Origin of the sequence: Polynucleobacter rarus (genome assembly GCF_003072505.1) — a bacterium.
Taxonomy (GTDB): domain Bacteria; phylum Pseudomonadota; class Gammaproteobacteria; order Burkholderiales; family Burkholderiaceae; genus Polynucleobacter; species Polynucleobacter rarus.
In genome coordinates this window covers 309,445-326,238 of the sequence record NZ_NTGB01000001.1, presented here as the reverse complement: position 1 = coordinate 326,238, position 16,794 = coordinate 309,445, and the positions used below count along the sequence as shown (strand labels likewise).

General features: G+C 40.7%; 17 protein-coding genes. 10 read left to right on the top strand and 7 right to left on the bottom strand.

Features of this window, described 5'->3' with window-relative positions; all coding sequences use genetic code 11:
- Position 1 precedes the first annotated feature (1 nt).
- From AOC35_RS01465 to AOC35_RS01445, 5 genes are all read right to left on the bottom strand, one after another.
- Positions 2–847 carry a 3',5'-nucleoside bisphosphate phosphatase gene (locus AOC35_RS01465; protein WP_108645435.1) on the bottom strand — a complete coding sequence of 282 codons (846 nt, stop codon included), beginning with the start codon at positions 845–847 and terminating at the stop codon, positions 2–4.
- A 175-nt stretch (positions 848–1,022) separates the two neighbouring features.
- Positions 1,023–2,126: a cell division protein ZapE gene (gene zapE, locus AOC35_RS01460; RefSeq protein WP_108645434.1), complete on the bottom strand. Its 1,104-nt coding sequence runs from the start codon at positions 2,124–2,126 to the stop codon at positions 1,023–1,025.
- Positions 2,127–2,137: 11 nt separating this feature from the next.
- Positions 2,138–3,577 carry a dihydrolipoyl dehydrogenase gene (gene lpdA, locus AOC35_RS01455; protein ID WP_108645433.1) on the bottom strand — a complete coding sequence of 480 codons (1,440 nt, stop codon included), beginning with the start codon at positions 3,575–3,577 and terminating at the stop codon, positions 2,138–2,140.
- 22 nt (positions 3,578–3,599) lie between these two features.
- The gene (gene odhB, locus AOC35_RS01450; RefSeq protein ID WP_108645432.1) at positions 3,600–4,820 is read right to left on the bottom strand and encodes a 2-oxoglutarate dehydrogenase complex dihydrolipoyllysine-residue succinyltransferase; all 1,221 of its coding nucleotides are present in this window, start codon (positions 4,818–4,820) and stop codon (positions 3,600–3,602) included.
- A 33-nt stretch (positions 4,821–4,853) separates the two neighbouring features.
- Positions 4,854–7,709, bottom strand: a complete 2,856-nt coding sequence (locus AOC35_RS01445; protein ID WP_211307459.1) for a 2-oxoglutarate dehydrogenase E1 component — start codon at positions 7,707–7,709, stop codon at positions 4,854–4,856.
- A 364-nt stretch (positions 7,710–8,073) separates the two neighbouring features.
- Here AOC35_RS01445 and AOC35_RS01440 point away from each other — a divergent pair, with 364 nt between their 5' ends.
- On the top strand, positions 8,074–8,760 hold the full coding sequence (locus AOC35_RS01440; protein WP_108645430.1) for a helix-turn-helix domain-containing protein: 687 nt from the start codon (positions 8,074–8,076) through the stop codon (positions 8,758–8,760).
- A gap of 81 nt (positions 8,761–8,841) precedes the next feature.
- Here AOC35_RS01440 and AOC35_RS01435 read toward each other — a convergent pair whose 3' ends face one another.
- On the bottom strand, positions 8,842–9,141 hold the full coding sequence (locus AOC35_RS01435; RefSeq protein WP_108645429.1) for an H-NS histone family protein: 300 nt from the start codon (positions 9,139–9,141) through the stop codon (positions 8,842–8,844).
- A 217-nt stretch (positions 9,142–9,358) separates the two neighbouring features.
- On the opposite strand from AOC35_RS01435, the gene AOC35_RS01430 reads away from it, so the two are divergent.
- Positions 9,359–9,616, top strand: coding sequence for a SemiSWEET transporter (locus AOC35_RS01430; protein WP_108645428.1), 258 nt, complete (start codon positions 9,359–9,361; stop codon positions 9,614–9,616).
- Here the strand turns inward: AOC35_RS01430 and AOC35_RS01425 are convergent.
- Positions 9,613–10,173 carry a YaeQ family protein gene (locus AOC35_RS01425; RefSeq protein ID WP_108645427.1) on the bottom strand — a complete coding sequence of 187 codons (561 nt, stop codon included), beginning with the start codon at positions 10,171–10,173 and terminating at the stop codon, positions 9,613–9,615. The genes AOC35_RS01430 and AOC35_RS01425 overlap by 4 nt on opposite strands.
- 128 nt (positions 10,174–10,301) lie before the next feature.
- Between AOC35_RS01425 and AOC35_RS01420 the strand changes: the two genes are divergently transcribed.
- From AOC35_RS01420 to AOC35_RS01385, 8 genes are all read left to right on the top strand, one after another.
- On the top strand, positions 10,302–10,445 hold the full coding sequence (locus AOC35_RS01420) for a DUF2256 domain-containing protein (RefSeq protein WP_108645426.1): 144 nt from the start codon (positions 10,302–10,304) through the stop codon (positions 10,443–10,445).
- Positions 10,442–11,971 carry a cryptochrome/photolyase family protein gene (locus AOC35_RS01415; RefSeq protein ID WP_108645425.1) on the top strand — a complete coding sequence of 510 codons (1,530 nt, stop codon included), beginning with the start codon at positions 10,442–10,444 and terminating at the stop codon, positions 11,969–11,971. The genes AOC35_RS01420 and AOC35_RS01415 overlap by 4 nt, the downstream gene beginning before the upstream one ends.
- Positions 11,972–11,977: 6 nt before the next feature.
- Entirely contained in the window at positions 11,978–12,292 is a 315-nt protein-coding gene (locus AOC35_RS15630; RefSeq protein ID WP_108645424.1) for a non-heme iron oxygenase ferredoxin subunit, read from the top strand.
- 73 nt (positions 12,293–12,365) lie between these two features.
- The gene (locus AOC35_RS01405; protein WP_108645423.1) at positions 12,366–13,664 is read left to right on the top strand and encodes a peptidase U32 family protein; all 1,299 of its coding nucleotides are present in this window, start codon (positions 12,366–12,368) and stop codon (positions 13,662–13,664) included.
- A 12-nt stretch (positions 13,665–13,676) separates the two neighbouring features.
- On the top strand, positions 13,677–14,381 hold the full coding sequence (locus AOC35_RS01400; RefSeq protein ID WP_108648662.1) for an SDR family NAD(P)-dependent oxidoreductase: 705 nt from the start codon (positions 13,677–13,679) through the stop codon (positions 14,379–14,381).
- 28 nt (positions 14,382–14,409) lie between these two features.
- Positions 14,410–15,609, top strand: a complete 1,200-nt coding sequence (locus AOC35_RS01395; protein WP_159077427.1) for an FAD-binding domain-containing protein — start codon at positions 14,410–14,412, stop codon at positions 15,607–15,609.
- Between the two features lie 57 nt (positions 15,610–15,666).
- Positions 15,667–16,227, top strand: a complete 561-nt coding sequence (locus AOC35_RS01390; RefSeq protein ID WP_245898392.1) for a DUF3833 domain-containing protein — start codon at positions 15,667–15,669, stop codon at positions 16,225–16,227.
- Between the two features lie 8 nt (positions 16,228–16,235).
- Positions 16,236–16,778, top strand: a complete 543-nt coding sequence (locus AOC35_RS01385) for a DUF2878 domain-containing protein (protein ID WP_159077426.1) — start codon at positions 16,236–16,238, stop codon at positions 16,776–16,778.
- The last annotated feature ends 16 nt before the right edge of the window (positions 16,779–16,794 follow it).

Below are 16,794 nucleotides of genomic sequence, written 5' to 3'. Positions count from 1 at the left end.
ATTAATTAAAGTTGAATAATGACCAAACTGGTTTTAATGAAGTAGGTAACATTGGAAGTGTACCTAAATCTGTGTGACTCTCATCTGGTGAATGAAAATCAGAACCCCTAGAAGCATAAAATCCATAGCGTAAAGCTACTTTTTCATACTCATGATATTGATAGGGGGCATGACTCCCCGTAACGACCTCAATTCCTTGACCACCAAACTCTTTAAATGATTTATACATCTCATCTTTTTGTAATTCAGTGAGTCGGTACCGTCCAGGATGGGCAATCACGGCCACCCCCCCAGCCGTTGTAATCCAAGTAACAGCCTCTCGTAAAGTAGCCCAAGCATGCTCAACATAACCAGGCTTACCAGGTGTCAAAAATCTGGTAAACACCTCTTCGATATCCTTACAAACCTCTTGATCAACTAAAAACCGCGCAAAATGAGTACGGGATAATAACTCTGGATTGCCACAAAATTGCATCGCCCCTTCGTAAGCATCAGGCACACCGACTTTTGCAAGTTGATCAGCCATTAACTTGCCACGCGCTACTCTGCCGTCCCTTGTTTGCAGTAAGCCGGCCACCAAGCCTTCATGCTCAGGATTAATTCCTAGGCCAACAATATGAATGGTTTGATCCATCCAACTCACCGAGATTTCAACACCGCTAACATACTTCATACCCAGATCAATTGCTGCCTTTTGAGCCCGTGCTTGACCACCAATCACATCGTGATCGGTGAGCGACCAAAGCTCTACGCCATTCGTTTGCGCCCGGATTGCTAAATCTTCCGGAGAAAGAGTGCCATCTGATACTACCGAATGGCAGTGTAAATCGGCATTTGTAATGTTCATTGACTTATTTTAATGGTTTTGCATCAAATCTTGGCAAGAAAATTACCGAACAATGATTTAAAGTTCCATCAGACTATCTAAATAAAGTGCTTTTGTCAGCAGTTTAGAAATTAATTTATCAATTTCAATGAGATAGAACTATGGATTGTTAGTATTCCCCCTAACGGCTAAAGCATTAGGTCAAAGAAGTATCAACAATTCTTCTAGGTGCAGCTAAATACTCTTTGGACTGCATTTCAATAATTCTTGAAACGGTACGATGAAACTCATTAGCCATTTGTCCTTCAACATATAAAGCATGTGCTTCTACTTCTGCGGACATAATTAACTTAATTTTGTGGTCATAAAAGACATCAATCACCCAAGTAAATCGTCTTGCCTCACTCGACATCCTTGGTGTCATCATTGGGATATCACTCAAGATGACCGAATGAAACATTTCGGCAATTTCTAAATAATCATTTTGCGAGCGAGGTCCACCACATAAAGTCTGAAAATCAAACCAAGCAATTCCACCAGCCCTGCGTTTACATGGAATAACGCGATTTTCGATATGCAGCTCCTTTGCTTCATCAGTGTGGGCACCCGCCAAACTATCAAAGGTTTTGACTAACTCAAGATCTACTTCAGGACTCAAAGGATATAAATAAACTTGCACTTGATCCATTAAGACTTTTCTGTAGTCAACTCCAGCGTCTACGTTAACGATGTCGAGCTTTTCTTCTAATAATTGGATGGCAGGTAAAATCCGGTCTCGATGCAGGCCGTCTGGATAAAGCTTATCCGGACGGTAATTGGAAGTCATGATAAATTGCACATTATTCTTGAATAATGCATCCAACAAACGATACAGAATCATCGCATCCGCAATATCACTGACGTGAAACTCATCAAAGCAGATGAGACTATATTTCTGACCTATTTTTTTTCCTAAAATCTCAAGTGGATCGGCATGCCCTCTTAAGTCTTGGAGTTCGCGATGCACTTCCCGCATGAACTCATGGAAATGCAGACGAGTTTTTTTCTGAATTTGGATGGCATCATAAAAGGAGTCCATGATAAAGGACTTTCCACGCCCAACCCCGCCCCAAAAATAAACGCCCTTGGGTGGAGGATTGTTTTGGCTTCTAAACTTAGCAAAAATACCAGAACTCTTTGCTGGAAAGGATTCCCATGCGTCTTGAGCTACCTGCAGACGAGCAATTGCAGCCTCTTGGGCTGCATCGCTCGAATATCCTTTTTTTTCTAAAGACTGGTGATATAAATCTGTAACGCGCATTAATACAACTTTTAGAAATTCAAGGCACGATTATCCGTCGCTGCCAAAGCTGCTTCACGCATCACTTCTGAAAGACTTGGATGAGGATGGCAAACTCTAGCGATATCCTCCGCAGCAGCCTTAAACTCCATCGCAACAACTGCTTCAGCAATTAAGTCTGAAGCTGCTGAGGCAATAATATGCACGCCTAAAATTTCATCTGTCGTCGCATCGGCTAAGATTTTCACAAAACCGTCACTTGCACCCATCCCTAAAGCCCGGCCATTCGCAGCAAATGGGAATTGACCTGGCTTATAAGCACGACCCTCTGCTTTCAATTGTTGTTCTGTTTTACCAACCCAAGCAATTTCTGGAGAAGTATAGATGACCCAAGGAATACAGTTGTAATCGATATGTGGCTTTTGACCAGCCATGACTTCAGCGACTAACACACCTTCGTCTTCTGCTTTGTGTGCAAGCATCGGACCACGAATCACATCACCAATTGCGTACACACCAGCAGCGGCTGTCGCGCAGGTATGATCATCAACTGGAATAAAGCCACGCTCATCCGTTTTTAGACCAATCGCTTCTAGGTTTAAGTTCTCCGTATTCGGCACTCTTCCTACTGAAACGATTAAGCGATCCACCACGAGCGACTGTGCATTACCTTGATCATCGGCATAGCTAATCTTGACATTGTTTTTGCCAGCAACCACGCTCTCAATTTTCACCCCTAAATTAAATTTGAGGCCTTGCTTCGTGAAAAGTTTTTTGGCTTCATTGGCAACACCTGTGTCACACGCGCCCAAGAAGCTTGGCATTGCTTCTAAAATTGTTACATCAGAGCCGAGTCGTCTCCAAACAGAACCGAGCTCAAGACCAATCACACCGGCACCAATAACGCCTAAATTTTTAGGCACCGCATCAAACTGTAAACCACCTTCATTGTCACAAATCAATTTGTTATCAACTTTAATGCCTGGTAGGTGACGCGCTTTTGAACCTGTAGCAATGATGACTTGCTTAGCACTCACAAGACCCGCGTCTTTGCCAGTGATTTCGACTTGATATCGATCACCTTCTTTCGCCTTAAAAGAGGCATAACCTTTGAGCAAAGTAATTTTATTTTTCTTGAACAAATAAGCAACGCCACCAGTCATTTTGGTGACGATATCATTTTTGCGTCCAACCATCTTTGTCACATCAAGGGACAGTTCTTTCACAGAAATACCGTGAGACCCGAGGTGGTGACCAACATTCTCATACTCTTCAGAAGAAGCGAGTAAAGCCTTAGAAGGAATACAACCAACGTTCAAGCAAGTACCGCCCAAGCGTGGTTCACCTTTGGGATCATCATATGCATTTCCTTCTGCACATGCTACTTTAAAACCTAATTGAGCAGCACGAATAGCAGCAATATAGCCACCAGGACCGGCACCAATAACTAAAACGTCAAATTCTTGACTCATATGCAAACTTTCTTAACAGTGATTAAATTTCGAGTAAAAGGCGTGAAGGATCTTCTAACGCTTCTTTCATCGCAACTAAACCGAGTACCGCTTCACGACCATCAATAATGCGGTGATCATAAGACAAGGCCAAGTAATTCATCGGACGGATCACAATTTGACCATCTTCCACGACCGCACGATCCTTGGTTGCATGAATTCCCAAAATCGCTGACTGAGGTGGGTTGATAATCGGTGTTGACAGCATAGAACCAAAAATACCGCCGTTTGAAATAGAGAATGTTCCGCCAGTTAAGTCTTCCAGCGTTAATTTACCGTCGCGTGCTTTGGCACCGTATTCTGAGATTTTTTTCTCAATTTCAGCAAGACTCATCTGATCACAGTTACGCAAAATTGGCACAACCAAACCACGCGGTGAACCAACTGCAATACCGATGTCAAAATAGCCGTGGTACACAATGTCATTGCCATCAACAGAAGCATTAAGGATTGGGTATTTCTTCAAAGCATGTACTGCAGCTTTCACAAAGAAAGACATAAATCCTAACTTTGCTCCATGCTCTTTTTCAAATATATCTTTATATTTGTTACGCATACTAATGACTGGTGCCATATTGACTTCATTAAACGTTGTCAAGATGGCATTCGTTGACTGGGATTCGATCAGGCGCTGTGCAATTCTTGCGCGTAAGCGACTCATTGGAACACGCTCTTCTGGACGATCACCCATCGGTACTTGCACTGCCGGAGCAGAAGCCTGTTTCTGAACAACTGGAGCAACTACGGGTGCAGGCGCTGAACCTGCACCGAGAGCATCCGCTTTCGTGATACGACCATCTTTACCACTGCCAGCAACTTGATTTGCAGCAATGTTTTTCTCAGCCAGAATTTTTGCAGCTGACGGCATCGCAATAGAACCAGATGGTGCAACAACGGCCGTTGGCGCTGCTGCTTGAAGAGCTGGAGAAGCGGCAGTTGGTGCAGATGCAGGCACCGCTTTAGCATCGCTATCAATCTTTGCAATAACTTGATCAGAAACAACTAAACCACCACTTTCAATCAAAATTTCTGACAAGACACCTGCTGATGGAGCTGGTACTTCTAAGACAACTTTATCCGTTTCAATTTCGATCAAGATTTCATCTTGAGCAACCATATCGCCCGGTTTTTTCTTCCACTGTAATAAAGTTGCTTCGGCAACTGACTCAGACAACTGAGGAACTTTTACATCAAACGTAGCCATGCTGATAATCCTTATAGTATTAATTTATATTACTTATTTAGTGATGTTGACGCCTTTGAGTTTGGCGAATGCCGTATCAACTAAAGACTTTTGTTGTTCTTGATGAAGATGTGAATATCCACAAGCTGGAGAAGCTGACGCTGGGCGTCCCGCATAACCAAGCTTTTGACCTTCGCTCATATTTTCAAAAATATTATGTTGAATAAAGAACCATGCTCCTTGGTTCTGAGGCTCATCTTGACACCAAACTAACTCAGTTAAATTTGGATATTTTTTGATCTCAGCTGCAAATGCTTTATGTGGGAATGGATACAACTGTTCCACACGAATAATGGCAACATCTTTAGACTTTTTGGATTCGCGCGCTTTTACCAAATCGTAATATACCTTACCAGAACAAATAATCATCCTTGTAACATTAGCGGCTACTACATCTTTATTTTTTTCTGGAATGACGGTATGGAATTCACCTTTAGTAAATTCAGTAATTTCAGAAGTTGCATCTTTGTTCCTGAGCAAGGACTTCGGCGTCATAATGATCAAAGGCTTACGGAATGGACGAATCATCTGACGGCGTAACAAATGGAAAATTTGTGATGCCGTAGTCGGTTGAACAACTTGCATGTTCATATCCGCACACAACTGCATGAAACGCTCTAATCTAGCTGATGAATGCTCAGGACCTTGACCTTCATAACCATGAGGCAACATCATCACTAAACCATTTACTCGGCCCCACTTTACTTCACCAGAAGCGATAAACTGATCGATTACTACCTGCGCACCATTGGCAAAATCACCAAATTGTGCTTCCCAAATAGTTAGAGTATTAGGCTCTGCAGAAGAATAACCATATTCAAAACCTAACACAGCCTCTTCTGACAAAATCGAATCAATTACAGTAAAGTTAGCTTGTCCTTCGACAACGTGTTGCAAAGGAATATAAGTGCCTGTATCCCACTTTTCGCGATCTTGATCATGGATGACAGAATGGCGATGCGTAAATGTGCCGCGACCACTATCCTCACCGGACAAACGAATTGGATAACCACTAGCAACCAAGGAAGCGAAAGCCATGTGCTCGCCCATTCCCCAATCGACACCAATCTCGCCACGTCCCATCGCACCACGATTACGTAAAACGGTTTCGACTAATGGATGCGCCTTAAAGCCAGCGGGTAAAGTTGTAATTTTTTCAGCTAAACGCTTCCATTCCGTGAGTGGAATGGCAGTTTCTGCGTTATCGGTCCATTTTCGATTTAAAAACGGTGCCCAATCAACTGCGTATTTACCTTTAAAGTTCGTTAATACTGGATCGGATGTTCTTTGACCAGCTTCTAACTCGGCACGGTATTTTTTAACCATGTCATCACCACCACCTGCTGGAATAACACCTTGCGCTTCTAATTTATCAGCGTATAGTTTTCTCGTGCCAGGATGCGCGGCAATTTTTTTATACATCAATGGTTGTGTCATTGACGGCGTGTCTTGTTCATTGTGACCTAACTTACGGAAACAAATGAGATCGATCATGACATCTTTTCTGAACTTAGTACGGTATTCAACCGCCAATTGAGTAGCCAGAACAACTGCTTCAGGATCATCACCATTCACGTGCAAAATTGGTGACTCAATCGTCTTCATAATGTCAGTACAGTACAAAGTAGAGCGTAAGTCGCGTGGATCGGAAGTAGTAAAACCGATTTGGTTATTAATCACTATATGAATCGTACCGCCGGTGTGATAACCACGAACTTCTGAGAGTGCTAAAGTCTCTTGCACAACACCTTGACCAGCAATAGCAGCGTCACCGTGAACTAAGACTGGCAACACTTGGCTACCCGTCGTGTCGCCGCGGCGATCCATCCTTGCTCGAACCGATCCTTCTACCACCGGATTTACGATCTCTAAATGAGAAGGATTAAAAGCTAAGGATAAATGAACGGGACCACCAGCTGTAGAAATATCGCTAGAGAAACCTTGGTGATATTTCACATCGCCCGAAGGTAAATCCTCTGGTGCAGTGTGATCAAATTCGGCAAACAAATCGGTTGGCATTTTCCCTAATGTATTCACTAATACATTTAAACGACCACGATGGGCCATACCAATCACTATCTCTTGCACACCAGCGAGACCAGCCGCGTCCAAAATTTCGTCCATCTGCACAATAAAGCTCTCGCCGCCTTCTAGAGAGAAACGCTTTTGGCCGACATATTTAGTATGTAAATAGCGCTCAAGACCCTCTGCTGCAGTGAGTCGATCCAAAATATTCACTTTTTTCTTTGCGTCAAAATTGGCCTTAGAGCGAATTGACTCTAATTTTTCTTGCCACCATTTTTTAATGTTTTGGTCAGTAATATACATATACTCTGAGCCAATCGAACCACAATAAGTTTGACGTAAATTTTCGAGCAAATCACGCAAAGTCATCTTATCTTTGCCAAAGAATGTATTGCTCGTATTAAATACGATATCCATGTCAGAGTCTTTAAATCCATAAAAAGCAGGATCTAGTTCAGGGATATTAGGACGCTCGGTACGCTTGAGAGGATCTAAGTCTGCCCAACGGGTACCAACATTTCGGTAAGTAGCAATTAATTGCTGAACTGCAACGCGTTTACGGCCCATTTCTGAATCGGCTGAATCGTCAACAGTTCGAATTGGACCTTGCTTAGATCTCTCAGCAAAGGATGCAATTACAGGCGCATGTGCCACGTCTTTTGCATCTGACCCATCAACTGCCGGCAAATGTTGCACGGAGTCAAAATAGGTACGCCAATTATCGGCGACAGAATTGGGATCTAATAAATAAGCTTCGTAAAGCTCTTCTACGTAGGGGGCATTGCCACCAAATAGGTATGAATTACCTTGATAAGACTGCATCATGTTGCTCACCTTTTCCTCGGGTATTCCGAAATGAAGTGGGTTAAAAACCATCTGCAGTTCGGCTCCACCGACTTGCAGATTGCGATAAAAAACTCAACCGCATGAGTATTACTCAACTTAGCATACTCTAAATTGATGAATAAACATTGTGGTTGTGTGAAATTCTAAACTATTTAATCAAACATCGATTGAATTGTCTTTTCAAAATGGTGCGAAGAAGACTTTGGGTACATCATCTTTCATCCAGTATGCTTTTTGCCAATTTGTAGGATAAATCTTACAAATCTTTCAGAAATATCTGATTTATTTAAATTTATCAAATAGTTATATTTAAATTTTCAACCAAAGATAATTAAAGATAAAGATGAATCAATTATTAGATGAAAACCTCAATAAAAAATATATTAGTACCAAACAATCAGCAGTTTTATTAAACGTTTCGCTCGGTACAGTTCAAAAAATGGTCGAATCAGGAGAGTTATTAGCTTGGAAAACCAGAGGTGGTCACAGAAGAATACTAGTCGCATCCCTTCAAGCTTTGTTAAATGAGCGTCAAAAACTATTTGAACATTTATCTAAAAGTGAAAATACTTTATTAAGTTTTCACCGAAATTTAGAGGATCACGAAAATCTATCGTCTATATTATCTAGATTTAAAAAGCCATTTGAACTGAAAACAAGTTTTAATTATCTTGAGGGTTTGATGCTAGCAGTAGAGTTAAAGCCAAATGTAATATTCATTGATAGCCGGCTACCATCCATCGAGAAAACGCTATTAATCTTTTTCTTGAGTCAAAATACTCAGACAGTGAAAATCCCTGTATTAATTAACAAAAAATTTATAGAAATGGATCAGGATTCGAAAGCATTAACTGTTGAAGATAGTGAGTTATTAGCACCTTATCTCTTTAAAAACAAGAAGGTATTACTCACGCCAGACTGTATTTTGAACCACCCTCACCTGATTGCATATGAAGATGATTATTATGAGTCACATCCTGATTTAAATTACACTTATTTCGAAGATCGTATCGCCACAATGGATGCTTAGCATAATTAATTCAATATGGATCAAAAATTTAAGGCCTATTATTAATAGGCCTTAATTTTTGAAGTACGTTCGTAGTATTGATTAAATTAAAAACAAACTTCTATCTTTGCCTGCAATCCAAAGGGGCTCTTTACCTCTTCCCGTCCAGGTTTGACCGTTTTCCGGATTGCGATATTTAGGGGTCACTTTACTTGAGGAATTACCGCCTAACTTCGGCTTACTAGCCCTATTCGGAAAAATATCACTAATATCTAAGTCATATTCTTCAATAATCGATTTTACTTTTTCAATTCCCTCGACTCTATGACGTGTTTTCTCTTCTGTGATTGCTTTTTCGATTTCTTCTTTTTGCTTAATTAATTCTTGAATTTTTGAAGACATAATAATCCTTATTATTTATTTAATTACTTTACAAGCTACCAGCATATTATACGCTAATTATCTATTAACCTAAAAATAAAAGCACTTGTAATTTAAGTCTTTAAATAAACCTCTCTTTACTCGATGTCAATAACAGTTAATTTATTATCAACTACAATATTAACAGTATTAATATTATTTATTAATTAATCAAATACTTATATACTTTAAACAAATTATGTCAAATTCAATAATTGGTTACTTAGCGGCATTTTTAACAACTGTGGCATTTGTTCCGCAAACATATCGAGCACTAAAATCCAAGGATTTGTCGAGTATTTCTTTAAATATGTACTTATTATTTACTTTTGGAGTAGTACTGTGGATTTACTATGGATATTCCACTGAGAGTTGGCCAGTTCTCATTGCAAACGTGATTACTCTGATTCTTTCAAGCATCATTTTAGTGTTGAAGATAAAAGACCAATATTTCTAAAGCCATTTAATGGGTGTAATGTCGATGGAGCGCTCGCCATCGCTAAACATGACTTGACCCTCTTGGATGGTTGCTTGCAGTTGCATGGAGCGTTTTGCCATGGACTCTAGCTCAGCAGAAAGTGCATCTTCAATATAAAAAATTTCTAAGTTACGCAACCTAGTTAACTTGTTTTCAATATTTTTAAACCATACGTGTGAGGCATGTTGGTAAGCATACACAAACGCTTTTTCTGATTTATTGCTTGCTTTGATAATTGCTCGATCGTCCGGTTGACCCACTTCAATCCACACTCGAAACTGATCTGTGTAGTCTTTGATGTAAACATCTGGCTCACCCGCGTCCGATAAACCCGGTCCAAACGCTATCACAGCGTCGCCATTACACATCGCATCGAGTTGATAGGCCTGCAAGGCAAAAGTTAATAGACGAATCATCATCCGTTCATCAGTTTCACTGGGATGCTTGGCAATCGTCAAGGCATGATCAGCATAATAGCCGTGATCAATATCGGCGATGCCAATATTTACTTTATAAACTACGGATTTGATTGCCATCTAGAAAAGATCCTTCACGCCTCAAGGCTTGTTGATTATTTATTAATTCATCCATAAATTGAAAATCATTTTAGTCTTTATTGAGAGCTCAAAAAAATTCTTTTAAAGCAAAGTAAAATGGATTCCTAATGAAAATGATAAAAAAATCAAATCTTCCAACCAAGCTTTGCGTCCATTGCGGCCTCTCGTTCACTTGGCGAAAAAAATGGGAACGCGACTGGGAGTCTGTCAAGTACTGCTCCGATCGTTGCCGTAAAAGTTCAAACTCATGAAAACTTTAAGACTGATTCTTGGCGATCAACTGAATCAACAACATTCTTGGTTTGAAAAAATAAATGCTAATACTCATTATTTATTCGTTGAGATTCGCCAAGAAACTGATTATGTTCTGCACCACGCCCAAAAGGTATTAGGTATTTTTGCAGCAATGCGTCAATTTGCTGAGGAATTAAAAGAACAAGGTCATCACGTTATTTACCTCCCCATTGGTAAAACTCTCTCAAACCATGATCTTACTTTTTGGATTGATCAGGTTCTGAAAGAAAACCAATACGAAAAATTTGCTTACATCGAACCAGATGAATACCGCTTAGACGCGCAGTTAAAAGGGTATGCGCAAAGCTTAACAATCCCCTCAGTGGTTGTGACTGCAGAGCATTTTTTAACGACGCTCTTTGAGGTCGCTGAAGTTTTTCAAGGTCAAAAAAAATGGCTGATGGAAACTTTCTATCGAAAAATGAGAATTAGTTCCAACATCCTCATGGACAGTAATAAAAAGCCATTAGGCGGCAAATGGAATTTTGATGCCGAAAATCGTAAACCCTACAAAGGTCAACCACCAGAGCCAAATGATCATCGGGCTTCGCAAGATCTTTCTGTAATCTGGCAAGAAATTCAAGATGCGCAGATTAAGACTTTTGGTGACCCGTCAGAAAAAGATTATCGCTGGCCAACCAGTCGTGCGCAAGCGCTCAAAGACTTAGATCATTTCATCACATACCGCCTGCCCTACTTTGGTGATTTTCAGGATGCCCTGACCTTACACGCCTGGCGTTTATTCCACTCCTTTTTATCCTTTGCCCTGAATACAAAGATGTTGCATCCAACTGAGGTCATTGAACGTGCCCAAAGTGCTTACGCAGCAGGTCATGCACCACTGACTTCAGTAGAAGGATTTATTCGGCAAATTTTAGGTTGGCGGGAGTACATCAGAGGTATTTATTGGTCACAGATGCCTGGTTATGAAGATAAAAACTACTTAAGTAACACCCAAGACTTACCCCCTTGGTTTTGGACAGGGCAAACCAAAATGCAGTGCCTTTCTGTGACGATAAAACAGTCACTCGAACATGCCTATGCGCATCATATTCAACGCCTCATGATTACGGGTAACTTTGCTCTATTGGCTGGGCTGCATCCAAAACAAGTTCACGAATGGTATCTAGGCATTTATATTGATGCTTTTGAATGGGTAGAGCTACCCAACACGATAGGGATGAGTCAATTTGCAGATGGCGGCTTATTAGCAACCAAGCCTTACGTCTCGAGTGCTGCGTACATCAACAAAATGAGTGATTACTGTAAAACCTGTCACTATGATTGGAAAGCCAAAATCGGTGCTAATGCTTGTCCAATGAATTCCTTATATTGGGACTTTTTTGATAGGCATCAAGATCAATTAGCGAGTAATCCGAGAATTGGGATGTCTTACGTGACTTTAAAGAAAATGGCTCCAGAAGATTTAGCTGCAATCAAATCTCAAGCTAAAATGCTCTTATCCAACATCAACGAACTTTAAACTTTTATGTCCGAACAATTTACTGATTTAATGTCCCTCGACGATACTTTTGAAAGTGAAGTCGTCCGCGTTGAAATAGCCGATAAAAATCTTGCCGTGTATAGCGTGAATGGTGAAATCTATTGCACTGATAACCTGTGTACGCATGGCAATGCGCTGTTATCGGATGGATTTTTAGAGGGCTTTGATATTGAGTGCCCCTTTCATCAAGGCAGATTTGACATTCGTGACGGTCGCGTTACTTGTGAGCCCGCCTCAAAACCAGTGAAATCCTACCCCATTCAGGTCAAAGAAGGTCGAGTATTTGTTGATTTAAGCTGATTTTCAGGTACTTTTTCATGATTTAGGCTACTTAAGTAGGCATTTTTGCCTTAAAAGGTTTAAAATCACGTTTATGAAAAAACCTGAACTTTTAGCTCCCGCTGGCAGCCTTGCCATGTTAAAAACTGCTTTTGAATTCGGCGCTGACGCCGTTTATGCTGGGCAGCCTCGATATTCCTTACGCGTTAGAAATAACGATTTCGGTGACATCAATGTCCTCGCAGAAGGAATTAACCATGCACACGAATTGGGTAAACAATTTTATCTAGTCTCCAATGTCTTGCCTCACGGTGGTAAGGTCAGAACTTTTATTAAAGATATTTCCCCTGTCATCGAATTAAAACCTGATGCTTTGATCATGTCGGACCCAGGCCTCATCATGATGGTTAGAGAAAACTGGCCTGATATGCCAATTCATTTATCGGTTCAATCTAATACTGTAAATGGTGCTGCAGCGCGTTTTTGGCATAAAGTCGGTGTAACCAGAATCATCCTATCTCGCGAATTATCTTTAGATGAAATCGATGCAGTCCGCCAAGACTGTCCAGAAATGGAATTAGAAGTCTTTGTTCATGGTGCTCTGTGTATTGCTTACTCTGGTAGATGTTTATTATCAGGCTACTTTAACCACCGCGACCCTAATCAAGGCGCTTGCACGAATTCTTGTCGTTGGGATTATAAAATTTATCCAGGATCTGAAGATGCGACAGGCGATATTTACTTATTAGAAGAAGGTAATCGTCCCGATGCTTTAATGCCAATTGAAGAAGACATGCACGGCACGTACATTCTGAATTCGAAAGATTTAAGAGCGATTGAGCATATTGAAAAACTCACTGCCATGGGTATTGACTCAGTCAAAATTGAAGGTCGTACAAAGTCTCCTTACTACGTGGCGAGAACTTGCCAATCCTACCGTGCTGCCATTGAAGATGCTGCAGCGGGTAGACCATTTAATCCGGTGCTATTAGGTCATTTAGAAGGCCTTGCCAATCGTGGCTATACGGACGGCTTTTACCAACGTCACCATGACAATGAGTATCAAAACTATTTAAAAGGATTTTCTATTTCTGGCAGAAGTATTTATGTCGGTAATGTATTAGAAGTTGATCCCGTTAAAGGTGTCAAGATTGAAGTCAAAAATCGCTTTGCAGTAGGTGATAAAGTTGAAGTGATTGAGCCAAATGGTAATACGGATTGTGTGATTGAAGAATTGTGGAATCTCAATGGAGAGCCGATTAAAGTTGCTCCTGGTGCTGGCCACACAGTTTATGCCAAGATTCCATGCCAGACGAACGCAGCTTATATTGCTCGTTATATCCAAGGCGATCCACGTTCCAAACTTGAGAAAATTTCGGTTTTAGAAGTTTAAATCGGTTAATTGATGGCTATCTTAGAGAATTTAGGGACAGCCTACAAAGCTCTCGTTATTGGTGCGAATGGTGCTATTGGGAGTGCTTTGGTAAAAGCGATGCAAAGCGACCCTCACTGCACTCTTGTCATGGGTATCTCTAGAAGTAGCGAGATCTCGATTGATATTTCAAACGAAGAGTCGATTCAACACGCCAGCTCTGTTCTCGAATCAAAAGGCCCGTTTGATTTAATTATTTTAGCTACGGGCATTTTGCATCAGGCGCCAATCATCCCGGAAAAAAAACTAGATCAACTCAACCTAGATTACTTACAAAAGGTCTTTGCAATCAATACATTTGGCCCAGCCTTAGTGATTAAACACTTTCACCGCTTATTAAGTAAAAAAAGGTCTCTCTTCGTTTGTATCTCAGCCAAAGTCGGGAGTATCGAAGATAATCGCTTAGGGGGTTGGTACAGTTATCGTGCCTCGAAGGCGGCCTTAAATATGCTCATTAAAACTGCAGGCATAGAAATTCGCCGTACTTACCCAGAAACAACCCTCGTAGCATTACACCCTGGGACCGTTAATAGTCGCCTCTCGCAACCATTTGGTGGGGAAAAAACCGGTCAAGCACCAGAGGACGCCGCCCTTAAAATGTTGCAGGCCCTAGGGCAAGTCCCAACAACTTCACCATCGATCTTTTTGAGCTACGATGGCTCTACTATTCTCTGGTAAATGTTACCAATTCATAAAAGAAAAGCCCATGCAATTTAATCCTGAAATAAAAAACTTTGGGCAGATGTTGGATCAAGTTAATATCCAAACTTACGAAACCAGTCGCAACTATCTGACTGGTTCTGTCACCTATTTATCCCCATATATTAGCCATGGCTTTGAAACCATGCCAAATATCGTAACCCAGTTAAAAAGAAAACATGGCTTAACGCCTCAACATAAACTCTATGCAGAGTTAGGCTGGCGTGAATATTACTATCATGTGTGGGGACATTTGGGGGATGATATTTTGCAAGATATTCGACCACCCCTTCAGGATGTCAACTATCAAGACACAATGCCGGAAGATGTATTGCAAATGAATACCGGACTTGCGCCAATCGATCTAGCGATTAGTGAGCTATATGAGAACGGTTATCTGCATAACCATGCCAGAATGTGGCTCGCTAGTTACCTCATCCATTTCCGAAAAATCCATTGGCGCACCTGCGCCGATTGGATGTATGGCTATTTACTCGACGGTGATTTAGCTTCCAACCATCTTTCTTGGCAATGGGTTGCTAGTACTTTTAGCAATAAGCCTTATTTATTTAATGCTGAGAATGTCGCGAAATTTGCACCGCCTGAGTGGCATTGCTCAGGCTCACTGCTCGATCAATCTTATGACGCCTTAGAAGTCATCGCTCGTTCAAATCAAACCTTTAAAAAGAACAGTCTAAAGCCACTATCTAAGCAAGAAATACCCCTACTACAGTCAAGGCCTAGCGACGCGTTATCAAAAAAGTACTCAGTAATGACTGATTTAAAGCAATTTGAAATGACCAAAAGTAATCAACTTCGTTTGATTCACCCATGGCATTTAAAGGCCAAATCGGACGAAAAATTTCAGTTAGGAATTATCCATCTTACTTTTCATGAAAAATTTCCTTGGTCTGAAAAGCGTTGGGATTTTGTTCTAAATAGAATGTCTCAACTATGTGATGTCATCGTACTAGGTGATTTAGAAGAAATACTCCTGCCTTTTTTTAGTAAACGCTCAACCATGCGTATTGATGTCCAAAATACTTTTAATCCAGAATATGCAATCTTGCTTGACGAACTAACTAAAACTAACGATACGGTGATTCATCCAATTGAGCGCTTCTTGGCAGATCCAGAAACCTTCTGTCCTTCTTTTACTAAGTTTTGGCAAATCGTTACTAAAAAAGAAAAATTTCCTCAACCCTAATAAAATCGTTATAGTGAGTTAGGCTTCAATAATCGATTTACAACTGTGGAGTATGCGATGGCTAAATTACCAATGGGTCTTTTGAAAAAAGTTTTTTTTGTTAGTCTTTTCTCTTTATTGTTAAGCTCCTGCGCTGGCCCTACCATTGAACAATACGCGAACGAAAAACCTAATTTAGCGTTATCAGACTACTTCAATGGCAAAGTCAAAGGCTACGGTATCTTTACAGACCGGAGTGGCAAAGTAGTCAAACGCTTTACAGTCGACATTTTATGCGACTGGAAAGACATCAATGGTGTAAAAACCGGTACATTAGATGAATCCTTTCTTTATTCCGATGGCACCACTCAAAAGCGTATTTGGACCATTCAACAAAGCGCTAATAATGCCTTCATTGGCACTGCTGCGGATGTAAAGGGTAGTGCTTTGGGTCAGTCCGCAGGTAATGCCTTAAACTGGTCCTACACCCTATTACTGCCTGTTGAGGGCAAAGAAATTGAAGTGCAGTTTAACGATTGGATGTACTTAATTGATTCAAAGGTGATGCTCAATAAAGCTCAAATGAGTAAATTTGGAATCTATCTTGGCGAAGTTACTTTATCCTTTCAGAAAGAATAAGGCTTCCTTTGTTAAAAACGATTCTTAGTATTGTTGGCTTTCAAATCGTCTGGTTTGCATGTGCCTATGGCGCTGCAAGTGAAATTTGGTACTTGCCTTGTATTGCGGGCTTGCTTTATGTGAGCTGCATTTATATTTGGAGTCAAGATAAAAAAGGACTTACCTTGTTTATTTTGGCTTGCTTACTCCTCGGGTTTTTAGTCGACACGATCTTATTACAGCATTCGTTTGTTGTATTTAAAAACCTCAACTCTTACCCCTTTAATCTTTACCAACCTTGGTGGATGACAATTCTGTGGGCAGCGTTTGCCAGTTCCTTTGGTGCTTCTTTTTCTTGGCTAAAGAAGAAATATCTGTTAGCAGCTGTTCTTGGTGGTATTTTTGGACCCATCGCATATTATTCTGGTTCACAATTCGGCGCAATCGAACCCATAACTAGTCTTGGCTTATTTTTAGTAGGTATATTGTGGTTAATCTCAATGCCCATAATGTTAAAGTTATCATTTCGTTTTAACTCTTTTCATCAACCCGAAACAATACTTCCTCACTGAATACGCTCTGCGTAGG

Coding starts and splice junctions, on each gene's coding strand:
- AOC35_RS01405 (WP_108645423.1), top strand. CDS start 12,366: ATGAAAAAACCTGAACTTTTAGCTCCCGCTGGCAGCCTTGCCATGTTA.
- lpdA (WP_108645433.1), bottom strand. CDS start 3,577: ATGAGTCAAGAATTTGACGTTTTAGTTATTGGTGCCGGTCCTGGTGGC.
- AOC35_RS15630 (WP_108645424.1), top strand. CDS start 11,978: ATGTCCGAACAATTTACTGATTTAATGTCCCTCGACGATACTTTTGAA.
- odhB (WP_108645432.1), bottom strand. CDS start 4,820: ATGGCTACGTTTGATGTAAAAGTTCCTCAGTTGTCTGAGTCAGTTGCC.
- AOC35_RS01425 (WP_108645427.1), bottom strand. CDS start 10,173: ATGGCAATCAAATCCGTAGTTTATAAAGTAAATATTGGCATCGCCGAT.
- AOC35_RS01420 (WP_108645426.1), top strand. CDS start 10,302: ATGAAAATGATAAAAAAATCAAATCTTCCAACCAAGCTTTGCGTCCAT.
- AOC35_RS01435 (WP_108645429.1), bottom strand. CDS start 9,141: ATGTCTTCAAAAATTCAAGAATTAATTAAGCAAAAAGAAGAAATCGAA.
- zapE (WP_108645434.1), bottom strand. CDS start 2,126: ATGCGCGTTACAGATTTATATCACCAGTCTTTAGAAAAAAAAGGATAT.
- AOC35_RS01465 (WP_108645435.1), bottom strand. CDS start 847: ATGAACATTACAAATGCCGATTTACACTGCCATTCGGTAGTATCAGAT.
- AOC35_RS01390 (WP_245898392.1), top strand. CDS start 15,667: ATGGCTAAATTACCAATGGGTCTTTTGAAAAAAGTTTTTTTTGTTAGT.
- AOC35_RS01400 (WP_108648662.1), top strand. CDS start 13,677: ATGGCTATCTTAGAGAATTTAGGGACAGCCTACAAAGCTCTCGTTATT.
- AOC35_RS01430 (WP_108645428.1), top strand. CDS start 9,359: ATGTCAAATTCAATAATTGGTTACTTAGCGGCATTTTTAACAACTGTG.
- AOC35_RS01440 (WP_108645430.1), top strand. CDS start 8,074: ATGAATCAATTATTAGATGAAAACCTCAATAAAAAATATATTAGTACC.
- AOC35_RS01445 (WP_211307459.1), bottom strand. CDS start 7,709: ATGATGCAGTCTTATCAAGGTAATTCATACCTATTTGGTGGCAATGCC.
- AOC35_RS01415 (WP_108645425.1), top strand. CDS start 10,442: ATGAAAACTTTAAGACTGATTCTTGGCGATCAACTGAATCAACAACAT.
- AOC35_RS01395 (WP_159077427.1), top strand. CDS start 14,410: ATGCAATTTAATCCTGAAATAAAAAACTTTGGGCAGATGTTGGATCAA.